We start from the raw sequence: 14,238 nt of genomic DNA on the forward strand, positions 1-14,238 counted from the left end.
TTTCCGAACGAACCCGGCGGCCCACCACCTCCGCGCGCTCAGCGCAGATCGGGAGCGTGGCGTCCGGTGCGCGCGGGCACCGTCCGATCGATGTCTGCGAGGCAGTGGCCGACTCGAAGCGGCCCAGGTTCCCGAAAGAACCCGGCCGACCGCCGCCTCAGCTCGCGCCCCCGGGCGTCATCGTCCGCAGCCGGTCCCTGATGGCCCGGACCGCCGCCTCCGCGTTGTCCACGGTGATCGTGAAGGTGTGACCGTCCCACAGGCGCAGCACGATGCCCTCGCCCCGGCGGACGACGACCGCGGTGCCCTTCTCGGGGCGCCAGCGATAGCCCCAGCCGCCCCATTGGCGCGGGGTGACATGGGCGGTGAAGTCGGCGCCGGCGACCTGGGAGAGCGGGATGCGGCGGCGTGGCACGCCGATGTGGCCGCAGCGCACCTCGACGCACTCCTTGTCGAGCTTGAGGTCGACGTGCACGAAGGCGAGCGTGCCGAAGAGGACCAGCAGTCCGGCGGCGATGCAGCCCACGACGGACATCACCAGCGGGGCGATGCCGGAGCTCCAGGCCGAGTCCACGGCCAGCAGGATGCCGAGCGCCAGGCAAGCCGCGCCGCCCAGCGCCAGCAGCCACTGCACCCGGTTGGTGGCACGTCCGATCCAGACGTCGGGGTGCGAGGTGTCCTCGGCGTCGCGGTGCTCCCTCATATCTACGAGGTTACTCAGGTTTCGCTCCGCGGGTACCGGCGTGCGGAGGGTGACTGTTCCGGGCGGCGCGCCCCGTGGAGGCGGCCGCCCCCAGGTCACCGACGGTCGGCGAGCGGTTCGGCGGCGGGCAGCAGCCGACCTTCGGCATAGTGCAGCGCGGCCGCGGGCAGCACGCCCTCGCGGCCGCTCAGCAGCACCGTCAGCGTGCCCTCGGCCGGGGCCTCGGGGGCGGGCTGTTCGCCCAGGCGCCGCAAGGCCTGGGCGGCCACGGCTCCGGCGGAGCCGTGCAGCGCGAGCGGAGCGGCACCGGGACGCTGGACGGCGACGCGGATACGTTCCGCCACCAGCTCGTAGTGGGTGCAGCCCAGGACGACGGTCGTCACGTCCTCGGGGGTCAGCGCGGCTGCGGCGGCGATCGCCACGTCGATGGCCGCCTCGTCCGCGTACTCCACGGCCTCCGCGAGCCCCCAGCAGGGCACCTCGGTGACGTGGACGCCGTCGGCGAAGTCCTCGATGAGACCGCGCTGGTAGGGGCTGCCGGTGGTGGCGGGCGTGGCCCAGATGGCGACGGGGCCGCCGCCGGCGGCGGCCGGCTTGATCGCCGGGACCGTGCCGATCACCGGGACGCCGGGCTCCAGGCGGGCGCGCAGGGCGGGCAGGGCGTGCACGGTGGCGGTGTTGCAGCCGACGATCAGGGCGTCGGGCCGGCGGGCCGCGGCGGCCTCGGCGACGGCCAGGGCCCGCCCGGTGAGGTCCTCGGGTGTGCGCGGCCCCCAGGGCATGCCGTCGGGGTCGAGGGAGAGGACGAGATCCGCGTCGGGGCGCAGGCGCCGTACCGCGGCGGTGGCCGCCAGCAGGCCGATTCCGGAGTCCATGAGCGCGATCTTCACCCGGCCACGATAGACGATGCGACCATGCGGGCCGGTCCGGTGGGGCAGACTGCGCCCGTGAGCGCGATCGTGTGGACCACCGTCGTATCCCTCGCCGCCTGGTGCTGGCTGCTGCTGTGCCAGGGCTTCTTCTGGCGCACGGACGTGCGACTGCCTCCGCGCCGGGAACCTGCCGTGTGGCCATCGGTCTGTGTGGTCGTACCGGCCCGTGACGAGGCCCGCGTGCTGCCCGCGAGCCTGCCGTCGCTGCTCGCGCAGGACTATCCGGGGCGTGCGGAGGTCTTCCTCGTGGACGACGGGAGCACGGACGGCACCGGGGAGCTGGCCCGCGAGCTGTCGCGGCGGCACGGCGGTCTGCCGCTCACGGTGGACTCCCCCGGTGAGCCGCCCGCGGGCTGGACGGGCAAGCTGTGGGCGGTGCGGCACGGCATCGGCCTCGCACGCGCGCGTGACCCCGAATACCTGCTCCTGACGGACGCGGACATCGCGCACGCGCCGGACAGCATGCGGGAACTGGTGGCGGCGGCCCGCACCGGGGGGTTCGACGTGGTGTCGCAGATGGCGCGGCTGCGGGTGGAGAGCCTGTGGGAGCGGCTCGTGGTCCCGGCGTTCGTCTACTTCTTCGCACAGCTGTATCCCTTCCGGTGGATCGGCCTGCAGGGGTCGCGGACGGCGGCGGCCGCGGGCGGCTGTGTCCTGCTGCGCGCGGACGTGGCCGGGAAAGCGCGGATCCCGGACGCCATCCGGCATGCCGTCATCGACGACGTCGCCCTCGCGCGCGCGGTGAAGGGCACCGGCGGTCACATCTGGCTCGGGCTGGCCGACCGGGTGGACAGCGTGCGCCCCTATCCGCGGCTGCACGACCTGTGGCGGATGGTCTCGCGCAGCGCGTACGCCCAGCTGCGGCACAACCCGCTGCTGCTGTTCGGCACGGTCGCCGGGCTCGCCCTGGTGTACCTGGTGCCGCCCGCGGCCGTGGTGGCCGGTGCGGTCACGGGCAGTGCGGCGACGGCGGTCGTGGGTGCGGCCGCGTGGGCGGTGATGACGGGGACGTACGTGCCGATGCTCCGTTACTACCGGCAGCCGCTGTGGCTCGCACCGCTGCTGCCCCTCACCGCGCTCCTCTACCTCCTCATGACGGTCGACTCCGCCGTGCAGCACTACCGGGGTCGCGGGGCGGCCTGGAAGGGCCGCACGTACGCGCGTCCGGACGCCGTGCCCGACGAGAGCTGACCTGCTGACCTGGGGCTACTTGCGCCCTGGCGTCCAGTTCATCCCCCACCCGTAGGCGCGGTCCATGGTCCGCTGCGGGCTCACTCCGCGCTCCGGCACCAGGTAGCGCGCCTCGCGCTGGACGACGAGGTCGCCGCCGTTGTTGGTGATCAGGGCGAGTGCGCACACCGTGGAGGGGACCGTGCACTCGTCCAGTGAGAAGTCGATCGGGGCGCCGTGCTGGGGCTGGAGGGTGACCGTGGCGTGCAGGTCGGCGAAGGAGGCCGCGCCCTCGTAGATCGTGACGAAGACCAGGATGCGCCGGAAGTCCTGTTTGTGGTCGAGGTTGACGGTGAGGTTCTCACCGCTCGCCACGGCGCCCGTACGGTCGTCGCCGTCGAGGTGGATGTACGGCGGCCGGTTCAGGGACCCGAAGGCGTTGCCGAGTGCCTGGACGACGCCCTTGCGGCCGTCGGCGAGTTCGTACAGGGCGCACAGGTCGAGGTCGAGGTCCCCCTGGCCACCGCCCCATCGGCCGCCCCAGCCCGGGAACTGCTTGCGGACCTGCCAGTTGAGGTTGACCCGCATGGCGCCGGAGGTGCCGCCCTGTTTGGCCAGGGAGACGGAGGGGGCGGCCTTGGTGAGGGTGACCTTGGAGAGGCGGACCGGCGCGGCCGCAGGGGTCGCCGGGGGCGGTGGCAGGGGCACGGGAGCGGTGGTCGGCGGCGGCAGGGTCGCCGCAGGCGGGACCGGCGGCGCGGCGGGGGGTGCGGGAGGCGGTGCGGCTGCCGTGCGAGGCGGCGCGGTGTGCTGCGGCTCGTCGACGGTGATACCGAAGTCCGTTGCGAGGCCTTCGAGTCCGCTGCTGTACCCCTGGCCGACGGCGCGGAACTTCCAGCCGCCCTGACGGCGGTAGAACTCGCCGAGCACGAAGGCCGTCTCCACGGTCGCGCCGGGGCTGTCGAAGCGGGCGACCGCGCCGCCGGCGGCGTCGGTCACCTCGATGTAGAGGTCCGGGACCTGCCCGAACGTCCCGCCGTCCGCGGAGGCCGCGAGGACCACCCGCTCGATCCCGCTCTCCACGCGCGCGAGGTCCACGAAGAGGGTGTCGGTGACGAGCCCGCCGGCGGTCCGCTTGCCCTCGTGACGGACCGCGCCGGAGGGGTGCGCCGGCTGGTTGTAGAAGACGAAGTCCCCGTCGGAGCGGACCTTTCCGGCCGCGAGCAGCAGTGCCGAGGCGTCCGCGTCGGGCACGCCGGGTCCGGAGCGCCAGCCCAATTCGACGCGCAGGGCCGTGGTCGGCACCGGCGCATTGGATCCCTTCGGCATTGTCATGTCCGCCCCCATCGCGTGTCAGCGTCCCGGACGCGCCCGGGCTCCCGGGATCATCCCTACCCGCCAACCTATTCCCAGGGACAGGGAACTCCCATGACCGGCGCAGGAAGATCGCCGGTCAACCGCCGGTAACCCGGCAGGAACTCGGCATTTACACGATCCAAACGTTGAACGGCGTCCATTTTTGCCAAGTTCGCTCGGATTGGGGATCCCGCGTCACTGCCGACACGGAAAACAACCCTCTTATCGGTCTCCCCAACCAGCACATCGTGGGCTTAACTTATGTGCCATGACCTCCCCCCGCTCCACCTATGGCGGCGGCTACTACTCCGCCTCCTTCCCGGACACCCCGATCTACGACTCGCTCGTGGCCGAGCGGGGCACCCCGCAGATCGCCCCGATCCGGGTCCCCGCCGCGTACGACATGGGCAGCATGGGCAGCAACCTGCCCGCGCTCCCGTCGGCGCTGCCTGCCCTCCCCGCGGCCCCGTCCCCGCAGGTCCCCGCCTACGGCTATCCGCAGGTCCAGCCCGCCCCGCTGCAGCAGGCGCCCACGGCGTACATCCCGCAGCAGGCGAGCGCGCCCCGCGGCTATCCCGGCCCGCAGGCCCCGCAGCCGCCGCGTCCGATGGCGGGCGGCACGGGCTACGAGGCCATGCGCCCCGCCGCGCCGCGGCCCGCACCGGCTCCTTACCAGGATCCGTACAACAACCAGCAGTACCGCGGCTACTGACCGGCGCGCCCCGGCTGTCGGTGCCACCTGGCACGATGGCGTCATGGGGAACGCCGAACTGCAGTCGATCCACGTCCATCCGGTCAAGGCGTTCCGGGGGATCGCGCCCCGGACAGCCGTGGTGGAGCCCTGGGGGCTGGCCGGAGACCGACGCTGGGCTCTGATCGACGACGGGGGAAAGGTCGTCACACAGCGCGAGGAGCCGCGCCTCGCGCTGGCCTCCGCCGAGCCGGTGCCCGGCGGAGGTGTTCGTCTGTCCGCGCCCGGCCAGGAGCCGCTGACGGTCCGCGTCCCTGAGCCGGGGGCGACGGTGCCGACGCACGTCTTCGGCACGAAGGTGGAGGCGGTCCTCGCCTCCGACACGGCTCACGACTGGTGTTCCGCCCATGTCGGTGCCGATGTCCGTCTGGTCCACATGGACGATCCGGCCACCCGGCGTCCGGTCGACCCGGAGTACGCACTGCCGGGCGAGACGGTGAGCTTCGCCGACGGCTACCCCCTGCTGGTCACCACCGTCGCCTCCCTCGACGCCCTGAACTCCCTCATAGCCCAGGGAGACGACGCCGCCGAGGGCCCGCTGCCCATGAACCGGTTCCGGCCCAACGTGGTCGTCGCGGGCACCGAGGCCTGGGCCGAGGACGACTGGGCGCGGATCGCCATCGGCGAGGTGGTCTTCCGGGTCGCCAAGGCCTCCGGGCGCTGCGTCGTGACCACGACCGACCAGGACACCGCCGTACGCGGCTGTGAGCCCCTGCGCACGCTCGCACGGCACCGCAGGGTCGGCTCGCGGCTGCTCTTCGGCCAGAACCTGGTGGCTCTCACGACCGGCACGCTCCGGGTCGGGGACCCGGTGCGGGTGCTCAGGTAGCGAAACGGCTCGGCGGGCGGGGAACCCAGGGGTGGGGCCCGGTCGTTGAGACGACATGAGAATTGCGTGAGAGGCCCCGGGCCTGGAGTGATCTCGTTCTTCCTCGGTCGGGGCCGGGGGTGAGCGGCTCCGTCGGGGGTCGTCACGGAGCAGAGGGGGGTGGGGGGACGTGCGAGCAATCCGCGGCCTGTGGCGCTGGCGGCGCAATCCGCTGCGCCGCACGACCGACCTGGCCGAGGCCTGGGTGGCCCTCGTGGCGCTGGTGCTGGTCTCCGTGGCCGCACCCGTGATCGGCTCCCTGGTCGGCGTGGCCGCGCAGGACTCCCTGCAGCGCTCCGTGCGGGAGCAGCAGCACTCCCGCCACCTCGTCACGGCCACCGTGGTCCGCGGGCTGGGCAGCGCCCCGATGGAGACCGACCCCGACACCGGCACCGCACACGACGCCCGCAGCCGGGTCCTCGCCGACTGGACGGCACCGGACGGCACCCGTCAGCACGGAGTCGCGCTGGCGAACCTCAAGTCCCCGCAGGCGGGCGACCACTTCAGGCTGTGGACGGATCCGCACGGCCGAATAACGACCCGCCCGCTGGACTCCCCCACGGCGACGACGCACGCGGTGCTGGCCGGATTCGGCGCGGCTCTGCTGGCCGTGGGCCTGGTCGAGAGCAGCCGACGGCTGATCGTCTGGCGCATGGTCCGCCGCCGTTACGCACGTTGGGACCAGGCCTGGGACCGGGCGGGCCCGGACTGGGGCAAGGCGGGCACCGGCAGCTGACGGCCTTTCCGGCTCTGGTCAACCCACCACCCGCGCGCACGCTACGGTGGACCGGCCGACTCACTTTCGGCATCAAACCCGCGTACTACGAGGTGGGGGCACAGCAACGCCATGGCACAGGGCACGGTCCAGGTGACGCACACCGGTACATCGCGGTGGCGGCGCCGCACGGGTGAGTACACCTCGCTCGCCGCCGCTCTGGAGGCCGCCGCCGACGGTGACGTCCTCACCATCGCGCCCGGCACCTACCGGGAGAACCTCGTCGTCCAGCGGTCGGTGACCCTGCGCGGGCCGGAGGGCTCGCCGGGCTCGGTGCGGATCGCGCCCGTGGACGGGGTGCCGCTGACCGTGCGGGCCTCCGCGATGGTGCAGGACCTGCACGTGGAGGGTCAGGACGCGGCGGCACCCGCCGTGTTGGTGGAGGACGGCACGCCCGAGCTGATGGACGTGCGGATCGTCACCCGGTCCGCCACGGGCATCGAGGTGCGGGGCGGGGCACGGCCGACCGTGCGGCGCTGCACCGTCGACAACCCGGCCGGCATCGGCATCGCCGTCCTCGACGGCGGCGGCGGGGTGTTCGAGGAGTGCGAGGTCGTCGCGGCCGGGCAGGCGGGCGTGGCGGTCCGTGGCGGCGCCCATCCCCGCCTGGAGCGGTGCCGGGTGCACCACGCCTCCGGCACCGGGCTGAGCGCGACCGGGGAGAACTCCGCCCTGGAGGCCGTCGGTTGCGAGGTGTACGAGGTCCGGGGCTCCGGGGTGCAGGTCACCCAGCGGGCCACGGCGCACCTGACCGACTGCGACGTGCACCGCACCACGGCCGACGGTGTCACGCTCGACACGGACGCGGTGCTCACGCTCGCGGACTGCCGGATCCACGACATCCCGGAGAACGCGGTCGATCTGCGCTCCCGTTCGGTGCTCACGCTGACCCGGACAACAGTGCGTCAGTTCGGGCGCAACGGCCTGTCGGTGTGGGACCCGGGCACCCGGGTGGACGCCAACCAGTGCGAGATCTTCGACAGCACCGGCGACTATCCGGCGGTGTGGGTGAGCGACGGCGCCACCGTGGTGCTCGAGTCCTGCCGGGTGCACGACGTGCCGGACGCGCTGTTCGTGCTGGACCGCGGCTCGCGCGCGGACGTCGTGGACAGCGACCTCTCCCAGGTGCGCAACACGGCCGTGTCGGTGAGCGACGGCGCGACCGCGCAGCTCGACGACTGCCGGATCCGGGAGGCGGCCACCGGCGCCTGGTTCCGTGACCACGGCAGCGGCGGAACGCTCAACAACTGCACCCTGGACGGCATGCAGACCGGTGTGATCGTCACCAAGGGCGCCGACCCGACCATCGAGCGGTGCACGGTCGACTCGCCCGCCGAGGCGGGTTTCTACGTGTCCGCCGGCGGCCGGGGCAGCTTCCTGAACTGCCGGGTCAGCGGCAGCGGAGGCTACGGCTTCCATGTGATCGACGGCTGCCGTACGACGCTGCGGAAGTGCCGCACGGAGCGGTGTGCGCGCGGCGGTTACGAGTTCGCCGACGCGGGGCCGGACGCGGGGGCCGGGACGGGCCCCGTCGTGGAGGACTGCACCAGCGACGAGAGCGGCAGCCTCAGGCCGCCGGCGCCCCGTGAGACGGCCGTACAGACCTCATCGCCCTCGCCCGGGCTGCTCGGCGCGATCCCCGGGCAGCGCACCACGGAGCAGGAGCCGCTCGTCGCCGCGGCCGAGCCGGAGAAGCCGGCCCGGACGTCGAAGGCTGTGCTCGGTGAACTGGACGCGCTGGTGGGCCTGGAGAGCGTCAAGCGCGAGGTGCGGGCGCTGACCGACATGATCGAGGTGGGCCGGCGCCGCCAGCAGGCGGGTCTGAAGGCGGCCTCGGTCAAGCGGCATCTGGTCTTCACCGGCTCCCCCGGCACCGGCAAGACGACGGTCGCCCGGCTGTACGGCGAGATCCTCGCCTCCCTGGCGGTGCTGGAGAAGGGCCACCTGGTCGAGGTGTCCCGGGTCGACCTGGTCGGCGAGCACATCGGCTCCACCGCGATCCGCACCCAGGAGGCCTTCGAACGGGCGCGCGGCGGTGTGCTGTTCATCGACGAGGCCTACGCCCTGTCCCCGGAGGACGCCGGGCGGGACTTCGGCAAGGAGGCCATCGACACGCTGGTGAAGCTGATGGAGGACCACCGGGACGCGGTGGTGGTGATCGTCGCCGGCTACACCGCCGAGATGGAGCGCTTCCTCTCCGTCAACCCCGGTGTCGCCTCCCGCTTCTCCCGGACCATCACCTTCAGCGACTACGGCCCCGACGAACTGCTCAGGATCGTGGAGCAGCAGGCCGACGAGCACGAGTACCGGCTGGCGCCGGGCGCTTCGGAGGCCCTGCTGAAGTACTTCACGGCGCTCCCGAAGGGCCCCGCGTTCGGCAACGGCCGTACCGCGCGCCAGACCTTCGAGGCGATGGTGGAACGGCACGCGAGCCGCGTCGCGCAGCTGGCGGACCCCAGCACCGACGACCTGACCCTGCTCTACGCGGAGGACCTGCCGGAGCTGGACTGAGGGGTCACTCCGGCGCCCCCGGTACCGGGCGCTGCCCCGGGAGGTCGGGGCGCAGGCGGGCCAGCAGCCCGGCCCTCTCCCGCGCGAAGGCCGGGTCCGCCTGGTAGTCGGAGTGGCCGAGGATCGGGGCCGGCAACGGTTGCCGGGGAGTGCGGCCGTAGTCGAGCGGGTCCTTCAGGGGCTGGTGGTCGACCTCCGGGCCGCAGTCGCCGGGGAGGCGGACCGGGCCGCCGATGGGGTCGGTGCGGCGGTGGAGGTTGCGCCAGCAGGCGACGTCGCCGTGCAGGGCGGCCAAGGCCCGCGGGCCGAAGTGGGCCGGGAACCAGCGGCCGTACAGGCGCTCCAGCGGGGAGCCGTAGGTGAGCAGGGCGACCCGCTTGCGTACGGACGGGGTCAGCTGCCAGGCGGCGGCTGCCGCCAGGACGCTGCCCTGGGAGTGGCCGGAGAGGACCATGCGGCCGCCGGTGTGCCGGGTCCAGGTCGCCATCCGCCAGGTCAGGTCCGGCACCGCACGCTCGGCGTAGCAGGGCGGGGCGAAGGGATGGGCGGCGCGCGGCCAGAAGGTGCCGACGTCCCACAGGATGCCGATGGTCCGGCGGGCGGAGGCGTCCCGGTAGGCGCGCCGGGCCCAGGTGACGAACAGGACGAAGCCCACTCCGACCAGCCAGGAGCCGAGCGTCTGCGAGGTCTCGGCCACGGCCTGGACAGCGGCACAGGTCCGCCGGGCCGCGCCCTCGGGGGGCTCTCCGGTGGCCTGGGCGCCGGCCAGCGCTGCGGCGCCGATCAGCAGGGTGGTGGTGGCGAGTACGGCGACGACCAGCGGTGTCCGGTCGGTGAGGGTGGCCATGGCGCGGGCCTGGGCGATGGCGCGGGTGCGGGACGGGTCCTCGGGCTCGCCGGGGTGCTCGTCGCGTACGCGGTCGCGTTCGGCGCGGGCGAGCCGTGCGGTGCGCAGGGCCAGGTGGGCGACGACGGCGAGCAGCACCGCGAGGATCGGTGGGATCGCGGACGCCTGCCAGGTCAGCAGCACCGGAGGCCCGTCGAGCAGGGCCCGGGTGCCGTCCAGCCAGTCGGCGACCCGCTGCGCGACGCCGCCGGACATCACCCCGCCCAGTGCGCAGGCGAGCAGCGCGACCGCCGGGCCGCCGAGGCCGCGCATCCCGGCGCGCGGGTCCGGGCGCCAGCGGTACAGGTCGTGGGCGACGCCGGCGAGGACGACGACGAGCAGGCCCTGGGCCAGCATGAGGGCGCCGAAGGCCGGGTCCCCGGGCAGCCGCCCGGCGGACCGCCAGCCGGGGCGGGACCAGGCGGCGTACAGCACGGTGAGCAGCAGCAGGCCGAGCGCGCCGAGCGGCAGGCGGCGTACGAGGTGGCGGTCGAGCTGCTGGTCGAGGCGGTTCTCACTGCGGCCCCGGCGACAGACCACGCCCACCACGGCGGCCGCGCAGCCGAGCATGGACGCGGCGAGGAGCCGGCCGAGGGCGTCCAGGGCCGCGGGGCCGCCGTGGTGGTGGTCGAAGCGGGCCGCGGGCGTGAGGACGGCGGCGGCGACGGTGAGCAGGCCCGCCGCGGTGTGCGCCGCGCGCAGCCGGGCGACCAGGCGCCGGCCGTACCAGAAGCCGGGCCGGGCCAGAGCGTCGTCGTCGGTCTCCGGCTCGGGGTCGCGGGACATCGGCAGGTGGGACTCGTAGGCGCTCCAAGTGCGGTGCGAGAGATACCAGAGCAGGGCGGTGAGCGCGGCCGGGACCGACGCGGCCAGGGCGAGCCGGCGGCCGGGCAGGCTCCACCAGCCGTCACCGGAGACGGTGGGTGAGAGGAAGCCGAGCCAGGAGTGGCGCTGGGCGCAGGCGGCGACGCCCGCGCACTGCCAGGCCACCAGGTCGAGGGCGACCTCGCAGGCCGCGGCCACCAGCAGCACGGTGAGGGTGAGGGCGGCCAGGCGTACCAGGAGGCCGTAGAACCGGACGGTGCGTCCGCGGCCGGAGGCGGCGGGGCGCATCCAGTGGGCGAGGTTGACCACCATGAACGGCAGTAACAGGAGCCATAAGGCGCGGCTGCCGTCGCCGGAGGTCAGATTGCACCAGACGTACGCCTCCTGCACCGGCTCTCTGTGCGGCCCCTGCCCGGCCGGGGCGTCCGCGGTGTGATCGGCGCGCCGGAAGACCGCGGCGGTGTCGTCGCCGGTGATCCGGACGGTGCGCGGGTCGCCGAGCATCTTCTCCGGGGTGGTGCCGCCGACTCCGTGCACCAGGAGTTCCAGCTCGGGCTCCGCCTGCGTGACCTGCGCGGTGGGACGGTCCGTCGCCCGCGCGGCACTGCGCTCTCCTGCACGTTCCACTGTTCTCGCACTTCCCCCGTGACGCGCCTGATGGCATGTGTCCGTGCGCGCATGCAGGATCTCCGTTTCGGGGGCGTCGTACACCTCTCGTCACGAAATCTCACCGATCCGTGTGACTACAGGAGGGAGACGTGAGGCCCGGTTGTGCCCGAATGACATGAGCGCGTCGTAACCGGTAGTGGCGCAACCGGTACCCTCCCGTGAAAAGATGGGACCGCCGCGCACCGAAGACGGATGGAACGTCCAGGTCGGAGCAGGTGCGGCGGGCGTGTCGGACGGATTGCGGCGAAAGGACCGGAGCGTACGTGAGTGAGAATCAGAACCTCCTCGCGGAGCAGCGCCGCGCCCTGATCGTGGACGAGGTCCGGCGCCGGGGCGGTGTGCGGGTCAACGAACTGACCCGCAGGCTCGGCGTGTCGGACATGACCGTGCGCCGCGATCTCGACGCGCTGGCCCGCCAGGGCGTGCTGGAGAAGGTGCACGGCGGCGCGGTCCCGGTGGTCGAGGCAAGCACCCATGAGCCGGGCTTCGAGGCCAAGTCGGGTCTGGAGCTGACGGCCAAGGAGGACATCGCGCGGGCCGCCGCCCGGCTGGTCACCCCGGGTACGGCGATCGCGCTGTCGGGCGGTACGACGACCTACGCGCTCGCGCAGCATCTGCTGGAGGTGCCCGATCTGACCGTGGTGACGAACTCGGTGCGGGTCGCGGACGTCTTCCACGCGGCGCAGCGCACCTCGGGACAGCGGCAGGGCGCGGCCACGGTGGTGCTGACCGGCGGAGTGCGCACCCCGTCCGACTCGCTGGTGGGCCCGGTGGCCGACCAGGCGATCGCCGCCCTCCACTTCGACCTGCTCTTCCTCGGGGTGCACGGGATATCGGTCGAGGCGGGCCTGTCGACGCCGAACCTCGCGGAGGCCGAGACCAACCGGCGGCTGGTGCAGTCGGCGCGCCGGGTCGTGGTGGTGGCCGACCACACCAAGTGGGGCACGGTGGGCCTGAGTTCGTTCGCTGCGCTGGAGCAGGTGGACACGCTGGTCACGGACGCGGGCCTGCCGACCGACGCGCGGACGGAGATCTCCGAGCACCTGAGGCGGCTGGTGGTGGCGGGCGAACCGGAAGAGGACGAAGACATCTGACAGGGCGTCAGCTAGGCTGCCCGGTGCAACGCCCCGCATTCCCGAGGGACTTCACGAGGGGGTTCGTCGCCATGGCTCACCGTCTGCGTCCGGTGGAGTTCGACTTCGTCGAGACCGCCCCCGTGCGGCTCGTGTTCACCCGGGACGTCGCGGCCCCTCCCGACGCGGTCTTCCACGCGCTCGCCGAGGACGTGCCCGGCTGGCCGGAGTGGTTCTCGGCGGTGTCCTCGGCCAGGGCGACCGAGGGCGGGCGCGAGATACGGCTCCGGGGCGGCATCCGTTTCGGGGAGTCGGTGCTGGTGGCGAAGGCACCCGAGGTGTACGCCTACCGCGTCGACGTGACCAACACCCCGGGGGCCCGCGCCTGGATCGAGGAGTGGCGGCTCACCCCGGCCGGCACCGGGACCCGGGTCCGGATGACCTTCGCCCTGGACGGTACGGCCGCGTTCCGCCTCGTGTGCCGCCTCGCCCGCCCCGGGGTGAGCCGCTCGTTCCGGGACGCCGTCCGGGCACTGGACCGGCGCCTGGGCGGGTGACCCCCAAACCCCCCTGGCCTCCCCCGCTTCCCGCGATCGGCACGGAGAGTGAGCGGTTCGCCGCGCCCCGGCCCGGCAGTCCACGGATGCGACCAGCGCGCGCCGCACCCATGCTGGTGAGGGCCGTGCAATCCGCACCAACGCGAGGGATTCCGTCATGACTGCCCAGCCCGCCATCGGCGACGTCGTTCTGGAGCCCGCCTCCCAGGAACTGGCCGACGCCACCTCCCAGCCGCCGTTCCTCTACGAGATCGGCGTGGAGAAGGCCCGCAAGGTCCTCGACGACATCCAGGCGCAACCGATCGAGAAGCTCCCCGTCGACGAGGAGTGGGTCACTGTGCCCTTCGACGTCGACGGCGTGCGGGCACGCATCGTACGGCCGCCGGGCGTGGCACACCCGCTGCCGGTGGTGCTGTACATGCACGGGGGAGGCTGGATCCTCGGCAGCGCGGACACCCACGACCGGCTGGTGCGTGAACTCGCGGTCGGAGCCCGGGCCGCCGTCGTCTTCGTCGAGTACACGCGCTCACCCGAGGCGCAGTACCCGGTGGCCCTGGAGCAGGGTTACGCGACCGCCCAGTGGATCGTCCACCACGGCGCCCCGCGCGGGCTCGACGCCTCCCGGCTGGCGGTGGCGGGCGACTCGGTCGGCGGGAACATGGCCGCGGCCCTGGCCCTGCTGGCCAAGCAGCGCCACGACTTCTCCTTCGTCCACCAGTCGCTCTACTACCCCGTCACCGACGCCGGGATGGACACACCCTCCTACCGGCAGTTCGCCCAGGGCTACTTCCTCACCGCCAAGGCGATGGAGTGGTTCTGGGACGCCTACCTGCCGGAGCCCTCCCAGCGCTCGGCGATCACGGTCTCACCGCTGCGGGCGAGCCTGGAGCAGCTGGCCGGGCTGCCGCCCGCGTACGTGGTCGTCGACGAGGCCGACGTACTGCGCGACGAGGGCGAGGCCTACGCGGCCAGGCTCCGGGCCGCGGGCGTGCCGGTCACGACGGTCCGCTACGCCGGGATCACGCACGACTTCATGATGCTGAACCCGCTCAGCGGCACGCACGCCGCGCGCGCCGCCGTGGCCCAGGCCATCGCGGTGCTGCGCATGGCCCTCGGCACGAACGAGCCGTAGAGCACCCGCCTCTCAGTCCGGCTCAGACCG

12 protein-coding genes are annotated in these 14,238 nt (G+C 73.4%); 8 read left to right on the forward strand and 4 right to left on the reverse strand.

From position 1 onward, the window contains the following. Positions 1-157: 157 nt before the first annotated feature. Positions 158-703 (reverse strand): hypothetical protein, encoded by a 546-nt coding sequence (locus tag ACFYZZ_RS20930; RefSeq protein ID WP_386575184.1) that lies wholly within the window; start codon positions 701-703, stop codon positions 158-160. A 95-nt stretch (positions 704-798) separates the two neighbouring features. Then, entirely contained in the window at positions 799-1,593 is a 795-nt protein-coding gene (locus ACFYZZ_RS20935; RefSeq protein WP_389177873.1) for a glutamate racemase, read from the reverse strand. Positions 1,594-1,617: 24 nt separating this feature from the next. Between ACFYZZ_RS20935 and ACFYZZ_RS20940 the strand changes: the two genes are divergently transcribed. Continuing rightward, positions 1,618-2,826 carry a glycosyltransferase gene (locus tag ACFYZZ_RS20940; protein WP_389177876.1) on the forward strand — a complete coding sequence of 403 codons (1,209 nt, stop codon included), beginning with the start codon at positions 1,618-1,620 and terminating at the stop codon, positions 2,824-2,826. 15 nt (positions 2,827-2,841) lie between these two features. On the opposite strand, the gene ACFYZZ_RS20945 is transcribed toward ACFYZZ_RS20940, so the two are convergent. After that, positions 2,842-4,152 (reverse strand): TerD family protein, encoded by a 1,311-nt coding sequence (locus ACFYZZ_RS20945; RefSeq protein ID WP_389177879.1) that lies wholly within the window; start codon positions 4,150-4,152, stop codon positions 2,842-2,844. Positions 4,153-4,429: 277 nt separating this feature from the next. On the opposite strand from ACFYZZ_RS20945, the gene ACFYZZ_RS20950 reads away from it, so the two are divergent. From ACFYZZ_RS20950 to ACFYZZ_RS20965, 4 genes are all read left to right on the forward strand, one after another. After that, positions 4,430-4,873 (forward strand): DUF6643 family protein, encoded by a 444-nt coding sequence (locus ACFYZZ_RS20950; RefSeq protein ID WP_389177882.1) that lies wholly within the window; start codon positions 4,430-4,432, stop codon positions 4,871-4,873. Positions 4,874-4,916: 43 nt separating this feature from the next. Continuing rightward, entirely contained in the window at positions 4,917-5,741 is an 825-nt protein-coding gene (locus ACFYZZ_RS20955; protein ID WP_389177885.1) for an MOSC domain-containing protein, read from the forward strand. Positions 5,742-5,910: 169 nt separating this feature from the next. Beyond that, positions 5,911-6,516 carry a hypothetical protein gene (locus tag ACFYZZ_RS20960; RefSeq protein WP_389177888.1) on the forward strand — a complete coding sequence of 202 codons (606 nt, stop codon included), beginning with the start codon at positions 5,911-5,913 and terminating at the stop codon, positions 6,514-6,516. A gap of 111 nt (positions 6,517-6,627) precedes the next feature. After that, positions 6,628-9,066, forward strand: a complete 2,439-nt coding sequence (locus tag ACFYZZ_RS20965; RefSeq protein ID WP_389177891.1) for a right-handed parallel beta-helix repeat-containing protein — start codon at positions 6,628-6,630, stop codon at positions 9,064-9,066. A 4-nt stretch (positions 9,067-9,070) separates the two neighbouring features. On the opposite strand, the gene ACFYZZ_RS20970 is transcribed toward ACFYZZ_RS20965, so the two are convergent. Beyond that, entirely contained in the window at positions 9,071-11,404 is a 2,334-nt protein-coding gene (locus ACFYZZ_RS20970) for a hypothetical protein (protein WP_389177894.1), read from the reverse strand. Between the two features lie 305 nt (positions 11,405-11,709). On the opposite strand from ACFYZZ_RS20970, the gene ACFYZZ_RS20975 reads away from it, so the two are divergent. The 3 genes from ACFYZZ_RS20975 (at position 11,710) to ACFYZZ_RS20985 (ending at position 14,208) form a co-directional block, all read left to right on the forward strand. Continuing rightward, a complete protein-coding gene (locus ACFYZZ_RS20975) occupies positions 11,710-12,540 on the forward strand; it encodes a DeoR/GlpR family DNA-binding transcription regulator (RefSeq protein WP_389177897.1) in 831 nt (276 codons plus the stop codon). A gap of 71 nt (positions 12,541-12,611) precedes the next feature. Beyond that, positions 12,612-13,076 (forward strand): SRPBCC family protein, encoded by a 465-nt coding sequence (locus ACFYZZ_RS20980; RefSeq protein WP_389177900.1) that lies wholly within the window; start codon positions 12,612-12,614, stop codon positions 13,074-13,076. Between the two features lie 157 nt (positions 13,077-13,233). Further along, the gene (locus ACFYZZ_RS20985; protein WP_389177903.1) at positions 13,234-14,208 is read left to right on the forward strand and encodes an alpha/beta hydrolase; all 975 of its coding nucleotides are present in this window, start codon (positions 13,234-13,236) and stop codon (positions 14,206-14,208) included. Positions 14,209-14,238 lie beyond the last annotated feature (30 nt).

This window comes from Streptomyces sp. NPDC001816, from assembly GCF_042892235.1.
GTDB lineage: Bacteria > Actinomycetota > Actinomycetes > Streptomycetales > Streptomycetaceae > Streptomyces.